The following is a 20,965-nucleotide window of genomic DNA, read 5'->3' as shown; positions in this document are numbered from 1 at the left end:
CTCGGTTCAGAGAACGCCGATGGCTTCGGTCAGCAGCCAGATGCCAACCACGAGCAGGATCGTGCCGACCGCCACGGTCAGGCCGAACTGGCCCCAGGTCGAGCGACCGATGTGAATCTCCGCATAGCGGGTGTAGGCGTGGTAGCAGACGCCGACGAACATCGATGCAATCACGAGCAGGGCAAGGAGCATCACGATGTCGTAGCCGTAGTTCTGCAGCGTTTGCATGATGCCCGTGCCAGTGCCGCGCGACGGGTTTTCCAGGGTGGGCAGGGCGGCATGGGCCAGTGGTGACAGCACGCCGAATATCGGCAGCACGACCAAGTGGGTGACGCGGTGGGGGCGGAAGATGCGGGAGAGCGGCTTCATCATGGCGACCTCTTACGAGAGCAGGAAGAAGGTCAGCACCAGGTACAGCACGACGAAGCGCACCACGACGACCAGGAACTGACGTTGGGAAAGCTGTTCTTCCGCCCAGCCGACGTAGGCGCTGCGCAGCGCCCACACACCCCACAGGAGCAGCACGGCGAACACCGCACCGAGCAGCACGGTCGCCATGTCGGAAGGGGTGATGCCGCTGTTGGCCTGGAACGCGGCAATCTGTGCGGCGTTCATGGCGCGACCTGCGGTTCGAGGAAGGAGGCGGGTTGGCGGTAGTCGCCAAGCAGCACGGCGGGGTCGCGCGGTTGTGCGCGCGTTGGGGTCAGGTAGTCGCGAATACCGGCGCGCACGCGGTCGAGGTCGGCGCTGAGGCGGGCGTAGTCGAAGTGATAGCGGGTGTGTTCATCGCGCTGCTGCGCGGCCTGCTGTGCAACGAGCCGTTCGATGCTGTCGAGCTGGCGCAGCGCGGCAGCGAGCCGGGCGTGTTCGGGCGTGGCGTCGTCGCCGCTGGCGTGGCCGGCAAGACACAGGCCGATCAGCAGCGCCAGGGTCAGAGCGGGTGCGTGATGCCTGTCGGTTGGAGGGAGACGTCGCTTCGACATTTGCCAATCCACGATTTGCGAGGAATGGCGAAATGCTCTCGGTATGCCTGGGGCGATGCCTTAAACAATGGGAACCTGGGCGTACCCCGATTGGGTGGGTGGCGATGGCCTCCGATGGTTAGTAGAAAGGAATGGGCGCGCAGCCTGCGATGGGTACAGAAAAACGAGAGGGAGCGAGGGATGACTGCGAATACGAATGGGGTGAGAAGATCGAGCTGGTTGGGGCGGGTGTTCCGCCAGCGTCTGGCGGAGCATGAGGCGGTACGTCGGGAGCATTTCGAGAATGTCATGCTGCGGGCCAGGGCGGTGGCCGCGGATGATCCGCTTGGGCTGTCCAGCATGGTTCGCCTGATTGCCGCACCGCTGCAGGTGCGCGCGATGACATCGTTGGTGTTCCAGCCTGCGTACCGTTCACGCAGCGCCTACATTCTTTCCGACCTCTTCGGTCCTCTAGGCGCGCGGGTGACAGCGGAAGGGCTTACGGTTGAAAAGGTGAGGGTGCGTTTGCAAGACGCGCGTTATCGCCTTCGCTTAGGACGCGATCCGATCCTGGCTCTGCCCCAGTCAGATTCTTGTTTGACCAATGCTATTGCCAACATCGGGCATTCGCGCCGCATGGGCGAGTGGCACGCGGACTTCAATCACAAGGTCGAATTGCTGCTTCCCTTCGGGCTGGCTCTGGCAGGTGGCGGCAACCACTCTTTGACAGCTGGAATAGCCAATGCCGAGGGCACTGTGGTGACGGATACGGTGACCGACCTTGCGCCGCTGTACGCCCATGTGCGCTACGACGGCGTGAGCATGATCAGGACGCACGATGGCGTTAACTTGTGGACGCCGGTCGACGAAGAGCTCGGCATCCTGTTCGAGATCGGACGCTTGATGGTGGAGCATAGGGTGCGTTACGACGCCCAGGTAGCCGCCGATAACGAGAGCAACAGCGATGCAAGCGGCGAGAGCTTTCCAATCTGTTATCGGGTTCTCATCGATGGTCGGGACACCGGCTATTCGCTTTCCGATAGCGGTGCCACACGAGCGCTGTTGAAGGCAGGTATCGAGTCAGGAAGCGCCAGGGCACGCTCGGTGATCGTCGAGGGCGCGGCGTTCAAGGCCGACGACGAGAGGCGGGTGGTGCTTGAGCACTATAAGCGCAGACCCCTTGTCGACGATCTGGAGCGCGTCACGCAACTATCGATATACGGAAAGGATTGAGACCGTTTCGTTGCACCGATCGAAGGTGCTGCTTTCCCATACCCCGTTCTTGGCCTATATACGAATCACAGCACCTAATCATGCTGTATGGAACCGATAATAAATTTGAGGGAAGCGATATGGGCAGGTTGGGTTTGCTGTCGTGCTTGGGGAGCATCGTTTTTATCGCCGGTTGCCAGGCAACATACCTTGATGTAAAGCCTGATGGGCGTGGCGACTATATCCATGGTCCTAATGGTACTGGTTTGGAGGAGAGTATACGGATAGGCGTGGAGTACGGCCTGCCCATGGTTCAATTCACTCTTTCCGTCACTCGCACGTTGGTGAAGTGTCGGGATGAGCACAATCAGACCGACATCCGATTTTCAACAAAGGTGGCGGCTGAACCCCGCTATGTAGTGGGCGAGCGCTTTGTGATTGATTACGAGTCCTTGTCCAGCTGGAGCAAGGTCACTGGGCTCGACTTGCAGACCTACGAAAACGGCACACTCAAGAGCATCAATGCGTCGGCGGAAGATCAATCGGCAGCCATTATCGGCGACGTAGTGAAAGTGGGAATAGGCGTGGCCAGCTTGGTATCGGGCGTGCCACCTGTCACTAAGACATTGGACTCGAAATCGCTTGAGTGGCGCTGTTCTGAGCAGACCGAGAATACGTTGAATATAATCTCCAGCGTCAAGGATGCTTTGGAAAAGCTCACTAAAGAGTTGGTGCAAACAACAGATACCATTACGCGGCTGGAGAGCCTGGCAATACTGAATGCGTTGACGGGGGAAGATAAGACGAAGTTGACGGAGGCCAAGACGAAGCAACGCGAGCTGCTCAAGCAGGCTGCTACCAAGGATAAGGAATTGGTTCGCCTGTTGTCGTCTGTGTCAGTGAAAGAGGAGCGGATTTGGCCGGAGAACGGCGATAGTAAGAGACTCAATGCCAACCCTCTTCCCGAAAATGCCAAGTTCTTGAAGGACCTCTTCAAGGAGTTTCCCGTCTCTAAGAAACATCAGGTTGCAGGGGTGGGCACGGCAGCGCTGAAAAAAGACGAATCCGGCCAGCCTACAAAGGAAGAAGAAAAGGCAAAAGCAGAAGCAGCAAAAGCAGAAGCAGAAGCAGAAGCAAAGGCCGGAGCTAAAGAGGATGTGTTTCTGGAGACACTGATGGCATCGTTTCAGCTTCACGGGGAGTTGAAACCATTGGTCAATATTAAACCTCAGGAGAATTGCTTGTCTTGCCTGGTTTCTGGAAATAATAAACGGGCCACCGGACTCTATTATCAAAATCCTGTTCCCGCTCATTTAGTGATTTGTCGCCTAGTTTCTAACAAAGGGTGCGTCGTGAGTGACGATTCACCGATGGTTTTGAACATGCAGGTGATGGCCCCTCAATTGGCTCCGTTGCGTGTGCTGCCGTTGACCAATGGCATGTTCCAGAGCAATGCACTCAGCGCTACGTTCCGCGAAAACGGCGGCCTGGCGACATTCAAGTATGAGGACAAGGTGGCGCGTGGGAAGGTGCTCTCGGAGACAGTAGCTGCCAGCATGGACAGCGTGCTGGCCTACAGGGATGCACGCCAGGCCCACAAGGCCAGCGAGAAGGCCGCGAAGAAGCAGGAGGGGCTTGACCAACTGGATGAGGAAATCTCTCGGCTGGAGAAGCAGAAGAAGATTGCCGCGCTCAATGCGGAGCTTGACGGTTCCACCCAGGATGCCGCTGTCGAGACTGCCCGCGTGAATGCCCGAATCGCCATGCTGGAGGCCCATCGGAAATTGCGCGAGCTGGAGGGCGAATAGGGCGCGTCGACGGCGTTGGCGTCAGCCGGAGTGGTTGTGGCGGGGCGGATGCGATGTCTGCCCCGGCAACCTGTCACACAGTTTCGGCTTTTTGCATGGTTGGACGTCGTGCCCGCTCGGCCTGTATCCGCGCGTGAATTTCTTCGCGGTGAACCTCGACATGCTTGGGGCATTGATGCCCAAGCGGACTTGGTTGCCCTTTACGCCCAGGACCGTCGCAATGTCGCAGGAGGCTCTCAAGTTTTGTCTCCCTACTGGTTGGCGACTCACAAGTATTTCTTGAAGCTGCCCGCAGTGATGTTCACCGCCAGGCCAAGCAGCGCTGCGCTCGGTAGTAGCACCAGCAGCGGATGCACGCTGATCGGCAGGGTGAGGTAGATGATCCACGGCAGGACCGCCAGTGGCATCAAGCTCGCCTTGGCGCGGTGGTAGATGAAACCCGACTCTCGGCCCGCGCCGAACTTGCGAATGTCGCGCCGCACCAGACCATCGACCATGCCGACGAAGGCCGCCAGCAGAAACAGCGGCAGCGTCAGCACCAGGACCAGCAGGCGAACCATGAACGTCAGAATCGTGAACGCAGCGGCGATCAGGTAGTTCTCGCTCCAGACGTAGAGCTGGCTGATGTAGAAACGGGTGTCTCGTACATCGCCATGGCTGGGCGCGCGGGAGCGCGCCGATGCCTGGCTCATCCAGTCGAGCAGGCCGGTCTTCACGAAGATCCATTCGTAGGCACCTTCGACCAGTTGGTGCGCGGTGCGGCCTGGCTCCTGCACCACCGCGCTGCGGGTGAAATGGGTGGAAAGGTGGTTCAGCTCGTAGTTGAGCATGCCCTGGGCGTGACGCCAGCCCTGGTCGGGCCAGAACAGGTGCATGCCGACGCACTCGATGATGATTGACAGCAGCAGTGAGCCGATCAGCACGCCGAGCATGCGCAGCGGTAGCGTGACGATGCTGGCGAGCAAGCCTTGCTGGCGGGTTTGTTCGCGCTGGGTGGCGGCGGCCGGGTCCCTCATGGGCGAGCCTCGGCGCTGCTTGTCTCGGTGGCGGCGAGGTGGCGGAAGCCATCGAGCAGGTCATCGGGCAGCGGTTCGTCCTGCAGGCCGGGAATACCCTGGTTCTCCCACCAATCGCCGGCTTCGGCATAGTGCTGGCGCATGTAGCCCGCGAGCTGCTGGAGGTCCTCGGGCATGATTTCATCTGGGTCGGGGGCCGGAAGCGGCATGCGGATTTTCCACAGCTGCCCGCCTTGCAACAGGGCAAAGGCCTGGCCCTTCGGCAGACCGACCACGTGCGCTGGCTCGATCATCGGCACGCTTGCGGTGCTGATGCGGTCTTGCGCGTTGGACGTGAAGTCCGTCGATCCCCGAATATCGGAGCTGTCGGTGGCACCGCTGACCAGCGTCGTGGTGTAGACATCCACTTTTGGAAGTTGCCGGGTGAGCAGCTCGGCGGTCGCGGTTTCGCGCACCCTCAGCATGAACAAGTTATTAAAATTCCCGATGACTTGACCGGCTTTCGCGCGGTTGCCGATACGGGCTTCGATATCGCTCAGCGTCTGTGTGTATGCGGTGATTTGGAGCCCCGCGCCGCCGCCCTTGTTGACGAGTGGCACGAATTCGTCACCCATTAACTCATTGAACTCGTCGGCATGGACGTTGATCGGGACTCTTGCTCCGGCTATCGCGCCGGGAAGCCCATCGTCGATTCCGAATTTGTAGATATGGCCGGCGACCGATACCAGATCCGCAAACATCGAATTGCCGACGGCGGCTGCCACTTCCGCATCCGACAGGGCATCGAGACCGACATAGACCACTGCTCTTTTACGGACGATCTGCATCCAATCGAAGATGGGCCTGGGGTCGTTAAGGTCTGAGTAGTTCGGTGCGAGCAGTTGCGCGGTTTTGCCTGTGGTGAGTTTTTCCAGCAGCGGCAAGAGGCTGGCGACGATCTTGTCGAAATACGTCCGGTCATAGCGCACGGCAGATCTGAGGCCGTCGAGTACCGGGTCGTAGGTGCGTACCTGTGAGAGGTATTGCTCCAGCGCAACCACGCGCTTTTCCCGGCCCACCATATGGCGGGGGATGTTCTTGTCGTTCAGTCGTCCTTCGAGCTGGACAATGATTTCCCAGGCTTTCGGTTCGTGTTTGGCGAAGTAGTGCTGCGCGTATTCGATGAACAGCGCGTCGATGTTGACGACATGCCGCTGAATCAGCAGGTAGTCCGGACGCTGGCCCAGCTCGACCAGGGCTCGGGCGATGATGTTGACAAACCGCCATGCGAACTCACGGAAAGCTGCGCTATTGCCTTCGCCGGATAGCTGTCCGGCGATGCGCGTGGCCACCTCGCTGATCCGCCCGAACCGGCCCACGGCGTTGTAGCGCGCGCTGAAATCCGGCCAGCCCAAGTGGAAGACATAGAACTCGCGTTCGCGCCCAGCCCTTTTGGCCTCCACGTACATTCTTTTCAAGAGGTCGGCGTCACCTTTCGGATCGAACACTATCACCACCTCGTGCTCTCCGGCGGCGTTGCGCCGGCGAATGTCCTGGGTCACGAACAGTTCGGCCAATCGGGTCTTGCCGACCCGTGTCGCGCCCAGCACAAGCGAGTGTCCGACCCGCTCGCCGAGTGGCAGCGAGACGTCGACTTCGTTCGGTTCGATGCCGTGTAGCCGAGGCAGCCCACCGACAGGCGGCAACGGACGCACCGGGTTGATTGGAACGTCCCAGGCGGTGAGCTTGGCCAGCTTCGACAGTGGAAACGGAGCGAACTCCAGACGCTCTTCCAGGCGGCGCGCGAACTGGTAGGCGGGCGTTGGCTCGACATAGCGGCGAAACTCGGGCCTGAACGTCTGCGTCAGGCGATGGGTGTGCCGTTGTTCCCAGCGAAAGCCTCGGCCGATGAACAGCCGTTGCTGGCTGACAGGCACATTACGGCTGGTCATCACGTAGCGCGGTAGGCGGCGGATGTTGCGCCGGTAGCGCAGGATGACCAGTGCATCACGCAGGCGGATCGCGCCGAAGGCGAGGAAGGCCAGGGCGCTGCCCAGGCCAATCGTTGGGCTCAGCGCGAGCGACCAGGGTGCCACCAAGGACAGGAGCGCGGCGGCGGCACAGACCGCCACGGTGTACAGCTCCACGGCTGGCCGTAACAGCACCTCGATCGCGTGGGGCTGGGCCATGGCCGGCGCTTCACTGTTCGATGCCGGTTGCCGTAATCAGCACCGGGTAGTGACGCAAGCCAAGGCGTTCGGCAAGGTCGTCGCCCGCAACCGGTGACAGCGACAGGCCCGGCACCAGCGCACGCAGCGCGGCAAGGTTCTCGGCCGACGTGATGTTGACGACCAGGCCCACGGCATGGAGCTCGTGCAGGCGCAGTGACCGTTGGTGCAACCAGGTGCGCGAGCGTTCGTCGTCGCCGACGAGAAAGAATGGCGACAGCCCTGGCGCTTCGATCACCCGACGCGCCACATCGCCCGGCGACAGGCGCATTGAGCGCACCGGCAGCATGTCGGTTTCATCGAAGGGTTTGGCTGGCGGACGCGGAATCTCGATGCGTGGCGATGCCACACCGGCGCGCGGCTGCAGGTTCAGCGCTTCGTAGTACGGCAGGGCTGACGTACCGCCATGGTCTGCGACGACGGTCAGCGTGTCGGCCTGGGCGATCATCGGCAGCGACGACAGAAAGAGGCAGGTGGCGAGGGTGGTCATGGATTTCATGGCAGGTTCCTTCGGGAGGTGATTTCCAGTCGGGGTTCGTCCAGAACGCGGGCTAGGTGCTGGCCGACGCTGCGGCGGTAGCGCGCGGCCGGTGCGCCGCCGGCAGGGCGGTGGTAACGACCGATGGCGAGCAGCCAGTCGTCGCCCGGGGTGTGCTGCTCGTGCAGGATTTCGGCGGCGATGGCGAGGTTGCGGTAGGGGTCGAGCAGGTCGCAGGGCTGTGTGTAGCGCTGCGTGTGGTAGCCGAGATTGACCTGGCCGAGACCGGCGTCGATGCGCGTGGCGGGTGTGCGTCTGAGTGCTTGGCGCAGCCCTGCGCAAGCCTCAGCACGGGTGGCGTAGCGCTGCGGCTGGCCAGCGACGTTGAGCGTCCATGGCCATGGCACCAGGCGTCCGCGCAAGTGGATGCCGCTCTCCTGCAGCGCCACGGCGTACAGCACCGTCGATGGAATGCCGGCGCGCTGCGCTGCAACCTGGTAGGCCGGTGGCGGGATTTCCCGCGCCTGAGCGGTGCCGGTCAGCACGCCGGCCAGCAGCACGAGTGCAGCGCGGGGAAACATTACGGCTGCCGCTGCCATTGGCCGCCGACCTGGCGCACGACTGCCGGCAGGTCGCCTTGCAGGCCCAGCGATAGCCAGCGGCCCGAGTCGTGATTGAGCGTGACCTGGCCGCTGCGTACCTTGCTCGGGTCGATGCCAATGCGCTGTGCCCAGGCGCGTATGCGCGTGTCGTCGGCGCGGCTGTCGACGACGTAGATGTCGAACTCCATGCCGGCTGCCTGCAGCCGCAGCGTGGTCTGATCGCATGCTGCGCAGGCGTCCTTGACGAACACGGCGATTCGTCCACTCGCTGCTGGCGTGACCGGCGAGAACGCCGGGCCGGCATCGGGCAGGATGACCCGCGGCATATCGGCGTGGAGCCGCTGCCAGGCGTCGTCGTACGCTCTCTGGTACGCGAGCAGTTTCTCGACGCGGTGCGCTTCGGCCTGGACCTGCAGCTCCGCGTAGCGCTGCCGTTCCTGGTCGGAACGGGCCTCGATGCCCAACGCAGTGAGCGGGTCGATGTTTGGCGAATAGACACCCAGAGGCCCTTGCATCAGTGCCCGGTAGCGCGTCCATTCCTCGGTGCTCAGCCCCCAGCCCCGTGCCTGCTGCTCATCGGTGCGCTCGGTGGCCATCGGCCGCTCGTGGCTGGGCATGTTATCGGCAGTGCGGGTTTCCGCGCCCTGGGCAAGGCTGCTGATCAGTAGGGCGATCAGTGCGGGGACGATATCGCGCGGCTTCATTTGCCCCTCCTACTGCGCGGGAACGGGCAGGCGACGAATGTCGTCGCCGTGGCGGAACACAGCGGCGTTCCCCTCGAAGGTTTCGAGGTGCCAGCCGGCTTCGACCTCGCCGGGGCGCAGTAGGCGAACCTGCGAGAGCGCACCTGAGGTGGAGGGAAGGATCGAGAGGAACTGTTCTCCAGCGCGCAGCTCGGCACCGATCACCCGGAACGGTGGTTCGGCGATCTTTGGTTTGGCCGGGGCGGCAGATCGTGGGCGAGGTTGGACTGGTGGTTCAGTGCGAGGTGTGCTGAGCCGGATTTCCAGCTGCTCAATGCGGGCTTGCAGCGGCAGCAGGTTGTCTGCTGTCGGGCGGCTGCCGAGCGCCTGCTCGATGGCGTTCAGGCGCTGCTCCAGCGCCTGGTGCTCGACTTCGTAGCGGGTCTGGGGCAGGGCGTCCGGTTGCTGCTGGGCTTGCTCGACCTGCTGGACCAGTTCGGCCAGGCGTTTTTCCAGGACGGCGACCTGCAGGCCGGGTGCGTTGGTTTCGACCTGTGCTGCCAGGCCAGACAGCGCGACATGATCGATCACGACGGCAGCGCTGATGAGCAGCAGCCAGGTGATGGTGGCGGCGCGCAGCAGCGTGCCGTGTCGGTGTTGCCTACTGCCTGGCATCGTCGTCATGGCTGTGGCTCCCCAGTGGCACCAGCTTTATCCGCAGTGGCGGGCGGCGCTTCGGCAGGGGTGTTAAAGGGCTGGATGAAGCAGACGCGGCGTGCGCTGTGGTCGACGTTCAGCGTTCGCGCCGGCCCGGCCAGGGTCAGCAGGGCATCGCGCAATTGCAGCGGGCCGAGGTGGTAATGCGCCGCTGGCAGCGGAAGGTTGCCCAGCGTATCGGTTTCACGTCCGCTGCAGAGCTGGTAGCCGGAGCGCTGCAACACATGGCGTAGCGCGTCGGCGACATTCGCGTTGAGGGTGTCGGGAATGGACACGTCGACGACCTGCAACAGCAGATCCTGCTGGGCGGCCGTCGGGGTAAGCTCGACAAGGGTGTAGCGGCCGTAGCGGACGACCGGAACGTACTCCGGTGCTGGTGCCTCTACCTCATCGGGAACAGGAGTGGGTGGTGGAGGCGTTGCGCAGCCGGCCGCCAGCGCGGCCAGCAGCAGGCAACTGAGGTAGGAATGGATGGCGTGCATGGCTCGGCTCTCGGCAAGGTCGAGCCGAGACCATCGCCATTCTGCGAGGCCGCATCAGCAAACAAAGGGAATCGCCACGCTGCCTATTTCCGGGCGAAAGCGGTTCACGTGTCTGGAGGGTTAGGGTGCTCAATAATGCAGCACTACTCTGTAGTACCCGAGGTACTGCGTCTTGTGGATTTTATCTAATGAGTTATCCACAGTTTTTGTGGATAACTTCTGAGTTAAGCAGCACCGAGAAGTAGCATCTGCTTGAATTATTAGCCATGTACCGCAAAGGATTTATGGTTGAGAGACTGTGCCAGATGGAAATGGGCCATTGAGCGAGATGGTTCGACCTGGGAACCAAAGCGAATGTAGTAACTCGGGACTCTGAGCACTACACATCCGGAAGCGCACGTTGTTATGCGTTCGTTGATTCTTGTTGGGGGAACAACAGCTTAGCCATTCGGTTACTACGTTTTTGTACCTCTTCAGGGCCAGCTTCGACTTGAATGAGAGCAATGCTCAGCCGATAAGTGTAGATCAGGTAGGCACGATCTTTGATCTCATCTGGGTTGATACCGGCCTGGAGAAGGAGGCTTTCTATATAGCTCAGGCGGAAGCTGTCGACCTCGTCAATGGCTTGCCGGGCTTGGTCGTCTCGGCGAGCCCATGTGCGGATACTTAGTTCGATCGCAGCAGCCTCTTGGGTTGTATGGCTATGCTGGGGTAATTCGAGCAGGCGCTTCAGCTGTTCTTGAGGAGATGATTGAGCCTGATTCAGACGTTGATTGATATCTTCGGTAGCACTTTTCCGCCAGTTGCTCACTATGCCGTCAAGCAGTTCGCTGCGGCTCTTGAAATGATAGTAGAAGCTGCCGCGAGTGACCTTCAACTCCTTGGCAAGGGGGTCGATCCGGACGGCGTCTACATTCCCTTTGACCAGGGCGCGTTGGGCGGCTTGGATCCAGTCATCTGCAGTGAGGGAAGGGCGTACTGGCATATCAAGAGTCCTTGTCCTGCGAAAGTCGGATAAACGTCGAGGCATGGAAGTGTTTGTCCACGACGTTAGAGGGGACACACATTCTATCTGCAAATGCTCTGTACGGTGGCCAGACTGTAGGACAATCCCATGCCGTAACGAGCAGAAAGGTCGGAAACGCTTGCATGTTTCGCACAACAATACGGGCCTTGGAAATAAGCGAGAAGTATTCTCCAGCCTGGGCCGCAGGCTCCCTTTAGTGATAAAGGAAAACACCGGCAGCCCGAAGGGCTGCCGGCATGCACACATGGATTAGGCCGCAACAAGCTGCCGGGCCAGTGCCACCTCCACCGAGTCTCCGTCCTGATTCAGGACCTCGAGCCCGGATTCTGGCACGTCTCCCGACGTGCTCTGCGACACCATGATCTTTCTGGCCATCAGCGCCAGGCAGGCCATCTGCGAGGTGGCCGCGTAGCCCAGGTAGATCACCTTGACCGCCAGCTTCTGGCCGATACGCCAGGAGCGGCGTGCGGCTTGTTGAAGCGAATACACGTTGTAGCCCGACTGCATGAAGACAATCGTGGGGAATTCCAGCAAATCCAAGCCGGTTTTCACCAGTTCGGGATTGGTGATGAGCACGTCGATGCCGCGATCCAGTTGCTCAGCGATCCAGTCTTCGCGGCGTGAGGCATCAACGCTTGCGCGCAGCACCGCCACCTTGAAGCCTTCCTGCTCCAGCAACAGCTTGAGCCTGGACGTCGTATCGCGTGTTCCGGTGTAGACGCTGTAGACCAGGGTCTTGCGACCTTCCGCCTTCTCTTGCCTGCAGATCTCGATCAGTTCGCGCTCCTTGGGCATCACCTCCAGCTCGTTGAACTGGGAGGTGACGAACGCCAGCAACTCACGCGTGCGCGGATGCGTGACGGTCTCCGACCGAAAGCACGTATCTGGCCAGGCCAGCAGCACATTGAGGACCACGCCCAACAACGTCGTGTCGCGTCTCGCCAGGGCCTGTTTCAGTTCCTGGCTCAGCCGCGACGACAGGTTGTGGTAAGCAGAGGCCTGTTCGTCATCCATGGCGACCTCGCGGAACTCCTCGTCATAAGGCGGCAGCACGTTGCCACCGATGTCCTTCAGTTTGAGGAACACGGTGAACGGCAAGACGCAGCGCAACACGCCTTTAGGACCGAAACCGGGTGCCTTGACCGTGCGCACCGATATCTTGCTGCCCTTGGCGGTCTTGTGCGCTGTACCCATGCTCTCGGAGTAGATGTCCTTCAAGACACCGTGGTCGCGCATGAACGCCATCGCAGCCGACGTCATGCTGCCGCTCTTGGAGGGCCGGTAGCCGTCTTCGATCATCCGCCCAGGCAAGGCGCGGAACAGCAGGTAGAACAAGTCGTCGCCGTAGCCGCCCATCAGCGTGCCGGTGAGCAAGAGTGTCTTGCGCGACTTCGCCGCCAGTACGCCCATGGCCTGGCCCTGGGCGCTGCCGCCGTTCTTGTACTCGTGCGCCTCATCGGCGATAAGCAGGTCGAACGTGCCTTGTGGCAGGTAGCGTTTGATGAACTCGGACGGCTGGTAGCCGCCCTCGCCGAAGCCGAACTCCATGTTCGCCATCGCGCGTTCCATCCGGTGGGCTTGCCGATCCGAGAAGACCAGTTCGCCGTTTCCATCCATCAGGTTGATGAACTCGTGGATGTTGTCCCCGAGCATCGATGCAAGGAACGCATCACCGAATTTCTGCATCAGCTTCTGTGCGGTGACTTCACCAATGGTGGGAATACGCTTCAGCGCTTTGAGCACGGCAGAGGACTGGTCGCTGGCGGACAGACCCCTCGGACGAATCAGCGTCCACAGCGACGTGGCGCAATGGCTGCACTTGCGGCGATATTCCTCTGCTTCGAGCTCGATCGGATTGATCGGCTCGCCGTCCAGGTCGGTGATGACCTGGCCGCAGTCAGGACATGCGCCCACTTCGCCGTGACGAGTGCGGTGCCGGGTGAAGACCGGCTTCCAGTGAAAACCCAGCCGCATGCGCACGCGCCCCAGGACGAAGAACTCCAGACCCTGTGGCGATACGCCCAACTGCTCGCGCAGTTTCAGCAGCTTGACCAGCGTGTCCGGGCCGTTGAGCACCCAGACTTTGGCACCGGCCACCGTCTCCTGGATTTCTCGACGCCACTTGTAGACAAGATGCGGCGGCGAGAGCACCAGGGTGCGGCGATAGCCTTCGGCGTTGAGCACGGCGGCAGTGGCAATGCCTACCGTCGTCTTGCCGCAGCCCATCTCGCCGTTGACGATCGCCGCGCGCTCGCCACGGTCGATCAACAGCTCGGCGACGGCATGAACCACATCGGCTTGCGCCGCGAACAACTGCCGCTTGAGGCTGGCGACGACGATTTGCCGATGCACCTGCGCCTGGCCGGCGTAGACCGGCGGGTTGGCGCGGTTGAGAGAGTCGAGCAGTTCGTCGCCGAACTCGGACACGAAGTCTTGCAGGCTCAGTGTAAGGGGAGATTCCGCGGCTTCGAGCAGGTCGCCCTGCACGGCGGTATCGGGGACGGTTTCAAGATCGATGGACATGGTGATGCTCCAGAAAACATGGGGCATGCACCTTCCCCAGGGGGCGGTGACATGCCCCGTGGGATGAGAGAAATCGGTGACGGTCGAGTCAGCGCTCGGACGCCAGCACGATATGGGTTGCGCTGCGGTCTGCCACGGTGAAGATGCAGATGCTCAGTTCACGATGAACCGCGTAAGACGATTCGAGCCGATCACCGGATTGCAGGGCGGCGTTGTTCGCTTGCCACTGCGTATCGGCGATGTCCCCCCAATCGCCGCGGGTGTGGCGTTGGAGATACGGCAGAGGGTTGAGGCGGCCTTCCCGCATCACGCGGTCAATGCCGGGGCTGAAGATCAATGCGCCTATCGCGAACAGCAAGGAACGGCGGTTGCCGGTGGGAGGTTGGGGTGTCATGGGCGTGCTCCTTTCGTGGGGTGCTCAGGACATGCCCCCGTCGGGGGCCATGCCCCGATTGGGTGGGTGAAGACGATTGCGTGCCGTCAGATCAGGTCTCTTTCCTCGGGCAGTTGAACGACGGTTGTGCGATGGTCATCGCTGGTGATCACGAGCAGAAACAGGTGTGGCGTGATCCGGTAGCGAGAACGTATGGGCGCACCCTGATCGAAAGCCACTGCGTTGGCCTGCTGCTCGGCCTCGCCGGCGTCGCCCCAATCGCCAGCCAGATGGCGCTGGACGTAGGGCAGGGGGTCGATGAGGCTTTTGCTGGCCAGCCAGTACACTTTTTCGCTCAGCTGCAACGAGCCGAGGGCGAACAACGGTTGTGCCTGCGGCGCAGGCCGCTTGCGGAAACGTGGAAACATGGCGTTGCTCCTTCTGTGGGATGAAAGTGGCGGGACGGCGAACCGCCCGATGGGGATCAGTGGATGGTGATGATTCGGCCCAGCGTGGCCGAGCCGGGGGAGAGGTCCCAGGCGCGAATCACCGGCACGAACTTGTCCGTGAGAATGCGCGTCTCGGCGATGGAGCCATCGTCGCGCTCGCGGTATTCCGTGCAGGTGCTTTTCTGCTTGTGGGTGTCGCCCTTGACGGCCAGGATTCGACCGCTCTTGGACTGCACGACACCTGAGATCGCGCCGGCCGCGAGGGCCAACGCCAGGTGCCAGTGGGACAGGGCGCGTGCAGGGGCACGCAAGGACTGCTGCGCGGCACCGAGATGCGTCTCCAACGACGGCCACAGGCCCTGCAGGCGCTGCACTTCCTCGGCGAATTGCGCCGGCTCCATGCTGATGCGATAGAAGTGCTCGGGCTCGCTCAGTGCCGCGGGGACGACATAGGGAAGTAGCGGCCACTCGGCTGGAAGTTCTTCCGCGTCGAGTTCGCCTTGCCCGATTTGCAGCAGCCGGGTGCGGATAGATTTCACGTCGTCGCCCACCAGCTCGCGCTGGCGGATTCGGCGGCCGAACACGACAACCTGCTTGAACTGCGTATCTCCCGCTCGATAGATGCACAGGTCGGCGAAGTGCCGCGTGAGCCAGCCGACCAGTTCCTGGTCGAGCACGTAGGAAGGCACGATGAAGATGAGGATGCCGTCGTACTGCAACAGCGGCAGGGTCTTCTGGTAGAACAGTTTTTCCAGCCTGGCGCGGCCTCTGCCCTCGTAGCCCATGTTGCCGTTGGCGTCTCTGGCGAGATCGCCGTAGGGCGGGTTGAGCCACAGCAGGCCGAAGCTCTGTCGGGCGATAAACGCGTCCATCAAATCACCTTGGATGCAGTGATCGACCAGCAGCCGCGCATGGTTGGCGCGTTCCTGGTCGTACTCCACCGCATAGGCGGTGATCTGATCACGGCCGAGGGCATGCGCGGCTTCCGCAATGGCAACGCCTTCGCCAGCGCAAGGATCGAGAATGCACATCGGCCCATTGCTGGGAGTCAGTGCGCTGAGCGCTCTTTCAAGGGTGGGCTCGTCGGTCGGGTAGTAGCCGTTCTTGGCGAAATTCCTCGCAAGCCTGGGGAACATAAGAGCCATGGGAGTCTCCTGATTGGCGTGGATGAAGGAAGGAGGGCGCGCGCGGGGCGCGTCCGTTGTAGGTGCATCAGGCCACTGCTTCCAGCGGCAGGTCGGTGGTTGCCGGCTGTCGTGGTGCGTAGGCGGTGAGTACGCCGTGGCGGATCAGTTCACCCAGCGCTTCGGTCAGCGCTGGAACGTCCAGTCCCAGGCGTAGTCCGCGTAGCGGCCCGAGAGCCACCGGCAGGTCCTGGAGCATGTTGTGATCGTGCAGCAGCGCCAGTACCGGCGCTTGCCAGTGATCCAGCAATGGCAATGGGCAGGTCTCCCTGACCAGTTGCCACAGGCGTGGCGTTGGATCGGTTACCGAGCGCGGTAGCAGCGCCAGGGCGCTGGCCGTGCTCTTGTCAGGCCGTATGCAGCGTCGGTCGAACAGCCAGAGGTTGACCATCGAGCCGAACAGCGTGCGGCGATAGGAGCGGGTCAGGCGTTTTTCCAAACGCTCGACTGTGCCAATGAAGATAGGGACGGAGCCACCTTGCTCAGTGATGAGGTGGAAGTGGTCCAGTCCATCCTCGTCGCGGGCCAGGGTCAACCGGGCCAGGAACTGCTGGATAGCGGTATCCCGCGCCCAGACCGAGATAAAGATCAGGTTTCCCTGTTCGTCGCGGATGCAGGCGTCGGCCATTAGGTCGGCGCACTCGTCGATGCGATACAGCGTTGCAGGCGATGAAGGTGTATTGCAGGTGGTTGTTGACATGCTGGAGTCCTCCAGAGAAACCAGAGTCCTCCCCGCGTAGGGGAAGGAACCCCGGCGGGTGGATGAAACACCGCAGATGCGGCGATGACGATCACGCAGCCTGTTGGTCAGGCTGCTGGTTCCATTGCTGTGACTTGAAGTCGAGCGCATAGCCCAGTACACCAAGGCGCGCGATCTGCAGGCGTAGCGTGCGGCGGTCGATGGTCGAGTCCAGTTTTACCGACTCGCCCAGTGGCCACAGCAGGCCGAACAATGCGGCATCGTCACTGTCGGGAGTGCTGGGGGTAGCGACCGTAGCGGCGGGCACTGTGGTATCAACTGCCTGCACGGGGGCAGGTACTGGGTTCGGTGCCGCAGTGGGTGTGGCTAGCGGTTGCGTGCCCAGTTCCTCATCGAGCGGATCGACGTCCTGGGAGGCAAAGCCGCGTGCTTCGTCGCGACTCAGCTTGTCGATGCCCGAAAGAGTCATGCCATCCAGGCTGGCGCGAATTTCGAAGCGCATGCCGCCGCCAGTGGGATAGGCCTTCGGGTAGATGTACCGGATGACGAATTCCCCGTCGTACTTGCCTTCGGGGTATTGCTCCAGCTCCGCGTCCTTCACCTCGAACACACCAAGGTGCGTAGTGAGGCGACCGACCGTAAACGGGCCGTTGCGGCCGCGGATTGTACGCAGTGTGAGTTGCCCGGGAACGATGATGGGGGAAGCTGCCTTGGGGGCGGCTGTGGAGTCCATGGTGTTTCTCCTTGTACGGATAGGATGACGAGAGGCAGCCACCTGGTCGTGAACCAGATGGCTGCCTGAGCGGATGGAAAAGTCCTGGACCTTGAGGGACTAGAACGAAGCCGCCCGAGCGGGCTCCTCGACAGGCGTTTGCACGGGGACACTGGGTTGCGGATGCGCGCTGTCGTCTTCGGCGATAACCGTTTCTTCGGGCGCAGGTGCGCCTTCGGTGACGGGAGCCTCAGACTCCTGCGGGTGGACCTGCTTGCCATCGACCTTGATAAGACCGATATGGATGAGCTCGGACTCCAGCGAGGCCGCTGCTTGGCCTGCCTTCTCGCCTTGGGTACGGATGTACGGTTCAGCCCGCATATCGTTGAGTCGGAAGGCAATCAGCACCTTCTGTTTGGCTTCGACGGGCATGACGCAGAGGCGTACCAGATCCTGGGCAGCCGCATTGGTGACGATGGTGTTGATGTAGCGGTATTCCCGCTCTCCAGTGGGAACGTCGACCGGGCCGGTCAGCGCTGCGATGCAGCACGACAGGAGCGAACCTCCAGCCGTCCGTGGAACGTCCTTGGGATCTCGCAGGTAGCCGATACCGTGGGTGATCAGCTCATGCTGCTCGATCTGATCCAGCTCGGCGCGGTCGATCAATTCGGCGATCAGCAGGCGTGCCTTGAGACTGGCAGCGGCCTTGCCTTTATGCTCGCCACTGGGACGGATGAACGGGTCGACCCAGAGATCGCCGAGGCGGAAGCGAACCAGCGGCCGTTGCTGGTGATCATCGATGTCGACGTAGGGCTGGACGAGTTTCTTGGCTTCGGCACCGGAAACCCGCACATCGAAGTAGCGCTTGAACGGGGTTGTTGCAGGCCCGACGAGCGCCGCGACGGTACACCAAAGAGATGGTGGGCCTTTGCGGCCTGCCTTTCCTTGAACCTCACGGACACGTTGGATGTAGCCGATACCTGAGGTGTGGATGTCAAAGTACGACTTCTGGCTGGAAGTAGTGCTGGTCATGGTGGATCTCCTGACTTGGGAGCAAGAACACGGAGACACACCGGCCCAATGCGGGGAGGTGCGTAACCCCGCGATGGGTTGAGGAACATCTGCATCCACCACCGGCAAGCCCGGTAGTCGTTCGCGCGAGGGATGCGGTGCGAACGGGGTCGGTCACACGGGGGAACCGTGGGCAGCCTTGAAGACCGGAGCTGCCTGGCATGTCGCTGACGACGTCAGCGGAACATGAGGGGAGCCTGGCGCTACGCGAATTCCTCGGCCAGGGGGAATCGGCAACTGCCAGTGACCTTATTTGGTCAGTCGCCGCAATAGCAGGAGATGGGCTCGTCGGTGGGATCGAACAGATCACCTTGGCTCGCAGCAAAGCGCGCCAGGTCGGCGTAGCTGGGACCGTCGACGCGAAAGCGCGCGCCGCTGGGTTTGCTGGCGAGATTCAGCGACTCCATGCGAATCCACCATTCCGCCGACTCGGGCCTGGCCTTGATCAGAGCCAGGCGCTGGCGTTGGGGCTTGAGGAAGCACAGGTCGCAGTTCCCTTCCAGCGTGCGGCCGTTGACGCTCAGCAGCCGCAGGTCGAAGGGCTGGGACTGCCAGAAGTCGATCACGTCATGCACCGTGATGCCGGCCTCAGCCAGCGGCATGCACATGCTCTCGCTGGCCGACTCGGTGGAATGACCTCGCGCGCGGATTTTGGCGACCCTGCGCTGCTCATCGGCGCGGATGCCGATGAATTGATCCCACTCTGTCCAGCCGAGGCTGCGCACGAATTTGTGCATCGGGCGGATCTTCAAGCTGGTGGTGCAGGCGCGGGCCACAGGGTTCGGTAGATACTGGCGGTGGCGGATCAACGCCTCGAACGGCTCGCCCTCTCGGCTGGCGCTGGCGAGATCTACCACTGCAAATCCAGCTTCCGTGGTTCGGTATTCGAGCCAATGGATAGGCACTTTCCAGCGCTCGGTGCATTCGCGCACGAAGCGCAGCGTAGCCTCGACTTCCTTTCCGGTGTTGGCGAAGCAGACCACGGTATTCGCAGGCAATCCGCCATTGGCCTGCAGCACACGCCAGAGCATGTAGGCACTGGTGCGGCCGCCACTGAAACTGATGCAAGTGGGCTGGTTGATTTTGAATGGGTCGCGCATGCGGACGTCTCCTGGGGCGGGCCGGCGTCAACCGGCGAGGGAGGCCGGTGCGGCCTGGAGACGGGGAGTGCGCGAGGGGGCGCTGCGAACAGAAGAAGCCCCCGCGAACGGGGGCTGTGGGGGGGAGGTCAGTTGCCGCCTGGTGTTGGTGGCACTGGCTTGAGGGATAAGTGGGTGGCGGTGGCAGACAACTCCAGGTCGTCCTCGCTGTTCAGGATGTGCGTGAAGACCTTGGCTTTCGGGTCGAAATGCTCGCCAAAGTCATCGCCGCCGAGTTCGGTTCTTGCCAACTCCCACCAGTCATCGAATGGGTCAATGTCCGGGTTGCAGCCGACGGCATAGGCTAGCAACGTCTGACGTCCATCGGGCCGACGTTCGCCCCGCTCGGCAAGGAAGTACACGCCCTGGTCTTTGACCAGGATCACGCGGCACTGATTGGCAACCGCCTCGGCAAGCACTGGGCGCAGGTCTGCGCCTTTGAATCGTAGAGACATGGATGTGATCTCCTGATTTATGGATGAGGGGCTTCTTGCCGCAAGGACGAGAAGCTGTGCGGTCAGTGTCGGGTGGGCTTGCTTCCCGACAGGTGCTGCACGCGGATGCGCCGCCAACTTCCATCGTCGATCAGTTGCTCCAGCGTTTCCCCTAGCGAGTCGAAGAACACTTGATCGATGCGTTCGACGAGTTCCCCGGCGCGTGTCAGCTCGATCGCGTAGAGATCGTCGGCACGCTCGTACAGCACGGTGACCTGCCCCTGGAACTTTGCTGTGGCAACGGTGAAGCTGATCGCCGGCGGCGTCCTGATGATGTCGTTGGGCAGCGGGTCGACGACGGAGAAGTCCCGTGCTCCGGCATCCACCAGCAAGTGGGTGATGCAGCGGAAGCCATCGGGAGCAGGCAACTGTTCGAGCTGGTTGATGAGCTCCTGCAGCTCTGGGCAACGTGGTTGCGAGATCGGCAGTTTGGCCGGCGCGGAACCGAGGATGTGCGTTTTCACCGTGTAGGGCGTGCCATCTTCGGTGTACTCGGTGCGTTCTTCCGGCGTGTCCGCGCGCAGACCATCGAAACGGCGGCGGACATACGGCTGGACCTGCACCTTGGTGCCTTCGCCTGGCACTTCGGTCAGCAATGTGCGATCGAGCACAGCGAACTCGGCACGACCGATCTTGACGACGATGGCGTCGCCGGTGTCGGCGATTACCTTGCCCTCGAAGGGTTTGGGATCGATGTGGAAGCCCAGTGTCGAGACCTTGGGTTGTCCGTCGAAGATGTTGAACTTGAAGGTGCGGACATTACGGGGAACATGACCGGAGACCAGTACGGGCATTTGTGCGCGGATGGCTTGGGTATCCATTGGAGACTCCTTGATGGAAAACAAGGGACTCCCGCCCGCAAGGGAGGATGTCCCTTGAGGGGTGGATGGCGCGACATGCGCTGGATAACAGTGCAACCAGTGCGGTGAGCCGCACCGCAGTCTTTAAGGTCTCGACTGCCTGGGATGTTGCCGGCAACGCCAGCGAACATGCGGGAACGATGGTACGCAGGCTGTCGCTTTGCGCGTGGCAAAGCGAATCCGTAGGTCACCGTATTGGCCATTCTCCAAGCAAGAAAAAGCCCCTCGACGAGGGGCTGATAGGAAAGGCCTGGGCGCGCTCCAGC

The 20,965-nt window shown here is 61.8% G+C and carries 23 protein-coding genes and 1 pseudogene; 2 read left to right on the top strand and 22 right to left on the bottom strand.

Annotation, left to right across the window (positions count from 1 at the left end):
- Nucleotides 1–6: 6 nt before the first annotated feature.
- From Q8O69_RS15115 to Q8O69_RS15105, 3 genes are read right to left on the bottom strand one after another with little or no spacing between them, the layout of a single operon-like run.
- Nucleotides 7–369, bottom strand: a complete 363-nt coding sequence (locus Q8O69_RS15115) for a TIGR03745 family integrating conjugative element membrane protein (RefSeq protein ID WP_305593121.1) — start codon at nucleotides 367–369, stop codon at nucleotides 7–9.
- A 12-nt stretch (nucleotides 370–381) separates the two neighbouring features.
- Nucleotides 382–615 carry a TIGR03758 family integrating conjugative element protein gene (locus tag Q8O69_RS15110; RefSeq protein ID WP_305593111.1) on the bottom strand — a complete coding sequence of 78 codons (234 nt, stop codon included), beginning with the start codon at nucleotides 613–615 and terminating at the stop codon, nucleotides 382–384.
- Nucleotides 612–983, bottom strand: coding sequence for an RAQPRD family integrative conjugative element protein (locus tag Q8O69_RS15105; RefSeq protein ID WP_305593110.1), 372 nt, complete (start codon nucleotides 981–983; stop codon nucleotides 612–614). Before Q8O69_RS15105 ends, Q8O69_RS15110 begins: the two co-directional genes overlap by 4 nt.
- A 180-nt stretch (nucleotides 984–1,163) precedes the next feature.
- Between Q8O69_RS15105 and Q8O69_RS15100 the strand changes: the two genes are divergently transcribed.
- Nucleotides 1,164–2,195 (top strand): DUF6710 family protein, encoded by a 1,032-nt coding sequence (locus Q8O69_RS15100; RefSeq protein ID WP_305593109.1) that lies wholly within the window; start codon nucleotides 1,164–1,166, stop codon nucleotides 2,193–2,195.
- A gap of 80 nt (nucleotides 2,196–2,275) precedes the next feature.
- Complete coding sequence (locus tag Q8O69_RS15095; protein WP_305593108.1) at nucleotides 2,276–3,982, top strand: hypothetical protein; 1,707 nt, start codon at nucleotides 2,276–2,278, stop codon at nucleotides 3,980–3,982.
- Between the two features lie 73 nt (nucleotides 3,983–4,055).
- Here Q8O69_RS15095 and Q8O69_RS15090 read toward each other — a convergent pair.
- The 19 genes and pseudogenes from Q8O69_RS15090 to Q8O69_RS15000 all read right to left on the bottom strand — a co-directional run bounded on the left by Q8O69_RS15090 (nucleotide 4,056) and on the right by Q8O69_RS15000 (nucleotide 20,660).
- Nucleotides 4,056–4,222 (bottom strand): annotated as a pseudogene (locus Q8O69_RS15090) (carbon storage regulator).
- Nucleotides 4,223–4,248: 26 nt separating this feature from the next.
- The gene (locus tag Q8O69_RS15085; protein ID WP_305593107.1) at nucleotides 4,249–4,998 is read right to left on the bottom strand and encodes a TIGR03747 family integrating conjugative element membrane protein; all 750 of its coding nucleotides are present in this window, start codon (nucleotides 4,996–4,998) and stop codon (nucleotides 4,249–4,251) included.
- Entirely contained in the window at nucleotides 4,995–7,166 is a 2,172-nt protein-coding gene (traD, locus tag Q8O69_RS15080) for a type IV conjugative transfer system coupling protein TraD (protein ID WP_305593106.1), read from the bottom strand. The genes Q8O69_RS15085 and traD overlap by 4 nt, the downstream gene beginning before the upstream one ends.
- 10 nt (nucleotides 7,167–7,176) lie before the next feature.
- Entirely contained in the window at nucleotides 7,177–7,704 is a 528-nt protein-coding gene (locus tag Q8O69_RS15075; RefSeq protein ID WP_305593105.1) for an integrating conjugative element protein, read from the bottom strand.
- Nucleotides 7,701–8,282: a lytic transglycosylase domain-containing protein gene (locus Q8O69_RS15070; protein WP_371136151.1), complete on the bottom strand. Its 582-nt coding sequence runs from the start codon at nucleotides 8,280–8,282 to the stop codon at nucleotides 7,701–7,703. Before Q8O69_RS15070 ends, Q8O69_RS15075 begins: the two co-directional genes overlap by 4 nt.
- The gene (locus Q8O69_RS15065; protein ID WP_305593103.1) at nucleotides 8,264–8,989 is read right to left on the bottom strand and encodes a TIGR03759 family integrating conjugative element protein; all 726 of its coding nucleotides are present in this window, start codon (nucleotides 8,987–8,989) and stop codon (nucleotides 8,264–8,266) included. Before Q8O69_RS15065 ends, Q8O69_RS15070 begins: the two co-directional genes overlap by 19 nt.
- A 9-nt stretch (nucleotides 8,990–8,998) precedes the next feature.
- The gene (locus tag Q8O69_RS15060; protein WP_305593102.1) at nucleotides 8,999–9,652 is read right to left on the bottom strand and encodes a hypothetical protein; all 654 of its coding nucleotides are present in this window, start codon (nucleotides 9,650–9,652) and stop codon (nucleotides 8,999–9,001) included.
- A complete protein-coding gene (locus Q8O69_RS15055; protein ID WP_125874575.1) occupies nucleotides 9,649–10,167 on the bottom strand; it encodes a PilL N-terminal domain-containing protein in 519 nt (172 codons plus the stop codon). The genes Q8O69_RS15060 and Q8O69_RS15055 overlap by 4 nt, the downstream gene beginning before the upstream one ends.
- A gap of 403 nt (nucleotides 10,168–10,570) precedes the next feature.
- Complete coding sequence (locus Q8O69_RS15050; protein ID WP_124084299.1) at nucleotides 10,571–11,152, bottom strand: TetR/AcrR family transcriptional regulator; 582 nt, start codon at nucleotides 11,150–11,152, stop codon at nucleotides 10,571–10,573.
- Nucleotides 11,153–11,443: 291 nt separating this feature from the next.
- Nucleotides 11,444–13,717 carry a helicase-related protein gene (locus tag Q8O69_RS15045; RefSeq protein ID WP_305593101.1) on the bottom strand — a complete coding sequence of 758 codons (2,274 nt, stop codon included), beginning with the start codon at nucleotides 13,715–13,717 and terminating at the stop codon, nucleotides 11,444–11,446.
- Nucleotides 13,718–13,805: 88 nt separating this feature from the next.
- Nucleotides 13,806–14,111, bottom strand: a complete 306-nt coding sequence (locus tag Q8O69_RS15040; RefSeq protein ID WP_305593100.1) for a hypothetical protein — start codon at nucleotides 14,109–14,111, stop codon at nucleotides 13,806–13,808.
- Between the two features lie 86 nt (nucleotides 14,112–14,197).
- Entirely contained in the window at nucleotides 14,198–14,518 is a 321-nt protein-coding gene (locus Q8O69_RS15035; protein WP_305593099.1) for a methyltransferase, read from the bottom strand.
- A 56-nt stretch (nucleotides 14,519–14,574) separates the two neighbouring features.
- On the bottom strand, nucleotides 14,575–15,684 hold the full coding sequence (locus Q8O69_RS15030) for a DUF6094 domain-containing protein (RefSeq protein ID WP_305593098.1): 1,110 nt from the start codon (nucleotides 15,682–15,684) through the stop codon (nucleotides 14,575–14,577).
- A gap of 67 nt (nucleotides 15,685–15,751) precedes the next feature.
- Nucleotides 15,752–16,423: a hypothetical protein gene (locus Q8O69_RS15025; RefSeq protein WP_305593097.1), complete on the bottom strand. Its 672-nt coding sequence runs from the start codon at nucleotides 16,421–16,423 to the stop codon at nucleotides 15,752–15,754.
- Between the two features lie 91 nt (nucleotides 16,424–16,514).
- Nucleotides 16,515–17,156: a DUF3275 family protein gene (locus Q8O69_RS15020; RefSeq protein WP_305593096.1), complete on the bottom strand. Its 642-nt coding sequence runs from the start codon at nucleotides 17,154–17,156 to the stop codon at nucleotides 16,515–16,517.
- A gap of 99 nt (nucleotides 17,157–17,255) precedes the next feature.
- Nucleotides 17,256–18,167 (bottom strand): DUF3577 domain-containing protein, encoded by a 912-nt coding sequence (locus Q8O69_RS15015; RefSeq protein WP_305593095.1) that lies wholly within the window; start codon nucleotides 18,165–18,167, stop codon nucleotides 17,256–17,258.
- A gap of 296 nt (nucleotides 18,168–18,463) precedes the next feature.
- The gene (locus tag Q8O69_RS15010; protein ID WP_305593094.1) at nucleotides 18,464–19,306 is read right to left on the bottom strand and encodes a phosphoadenosine phosphosulfate reductase family protein; all 843 of its coding nucleotides are present in this window, start codon (nucleotides 19,304–19,306) and stop codon (nucleotides 18,464–18,466) included.
- 128 nt (nucleotides 19,307–19,434) lie between these two features.
- Nucleotides 19,435–19,800, bottom strand: coding sequence for a DUF3085 domain-containing protein (locus tag Q8O69_RS15005; protein ID WP_124084262.1), 366 nt, complete (start codon nucleotides 19,798–19,800; stop codon nucleotides 19,435–19,437).
- 62 nt (nucleotides 19,801–19,862) lie between these two features.
- A complete protein-coding gene (locus Q8O69_RS15000) occupies nucleotides 19,863–20,660 on the bottom strand; it encodes a GTPase (protein ID WP_124084261.1) in 798 nt (265 codons plus the stop codon).
- Between the last annotated feature and the right edge of the window lie 305 nt (nucleotides 20,661–20,965).

Source organism: Pseudomonas sp. (assembly GCF_030690725.1).
Taxonomy (GTDB): Bacteria; Pseudomonadota; Gammaproteobacteria; order Pseudomonadales; family Pseudomonadaceae; genus Aquipseudomonas.
This window is presented reverse-complemented; position numbering and strand designations above follow the sequence as displayed.